Consider the following 1361-nt stretch of genomic DNA (forward strand, 5'->3'; position numbering starts at 1 on the left):
ATTAGAGAGTATGTTCAATCGGGATTAAGCAGAGGGCAGGACTACCGCAACCAAAGAACCATTGCAATTGCTTTTCAAAAACAAGCTCTATTGTAAAAAATAAATTACATCTGCCTTTAAACAGCTTGCTCAGCCAATTCAGCAGTTGATTTTAACACAATTTAACACGTTTTACATTACAAACTACAATATCTTTGTTAAACCTTTTTAAGGCTTTCGTATCTAACAAACAAAACAAAATCGTAATGAAAAAAATAATCTTCGCTTTACTGGGAGTTTTATCAATCGCATCAATTGCAGATGCACAGCAGAAAAAAACTTCAGGAGCCATACAATTTGAAAATATTATCGATCCGGCAGCTATGGCTTCGGCAAGTGGTATCCAGCTAACCGATCAGATGAAAGCCAGAATGCCCTCATCTAGCAAAAGCAACTTCGAGTTGTTATTTACGGCTACAAATGCCAGTTATATGCCAGTTGAAGAAACTGAGGATAGTAATGGAGCAGGTGGTGGCGGTGGCGGCATGGGCCGTATGATGATGCGTTTTGGTGGTGGTGGAGGTAACAGAGAATATTACTATACCTTTGCAGATAAGGGCCTTACGGAGGTTTTTGATCTGAACGATACGACATATTACATGCCGAGTAAATTAACTTTATCTACTTCTGGTCCGATTGGCTCAATGAGAATGGGCGGTAGAAATCCTAATGATACCACTACAGCAAAACCAGCTCCGGCACCAACCATAGAAGTGATTAAAACAGATTCTACTAAACAGATTATTGGTTTTACCTGTCACCAGGCGATTATAAGATCTACAAGGGCTATTAAAATCTTGGATATGGATAAAAACGTAGTAGAAGAAACCAAAATCTGGTATACAAAAGATTTGGGGTTCGACTTTTCTCCAAACCCAAATATGTGGACTGAAGGTGCAGTTTTAGCGATCGAAGGCAGAGGTAATAGTTCAATTGCCAAAAGCATCGAATATAGGAATGTAAGTGCAAAAGATGTAACCGCACCTAAAAAAGCAAAACTGATCACTGCTGAAGAGTATAAAACTAAAATGGAGAACATGATGAAACGTTTTAGACAGAACAGACCAGGTGGTGGCCAGGTAAGATCATTTGGTATGAATTAATTCAGTTCGTTGCCAGACATCCGAAGTTTGAGTATAGGCCTGTGTCTCATGCGAACTTCGGATGTCTTTACATAAATTACCACCATAATAATTCTATTGTTGCCCTGAACTGCAAGCGTTCAGGGCTTTTTTTGTATCATTTTTGAAAAGGTTGACTTTAGTTTTTGCATCTAAACTGAGAATAACTATTATTGGGGTTAAATATAACCTAGCCAAAAG

The 1361-nt window shown here is 38.4% G+C and carries 1 protein-coding gene; it reads left to right on the forward strand.

The genetic code is table 11. The features are described 5' to 3' along the window. The first annotated feature begins 245 nt into the window (after positions 1-245). Positions 246-1142, forward strand: a complete 897-nt coding sequence (locus AC1DPQ_RS27830; protein ID WP_477611579.1) for a hypothetical protein — start codon at positions 246-248, stop codon at positions 1140-1142. Positions 1143-1361 lie beyond the last annotated feature (219 nt).

The organism is Pedobacter sp. 01T416_2, from assembly GCF_056398925.1.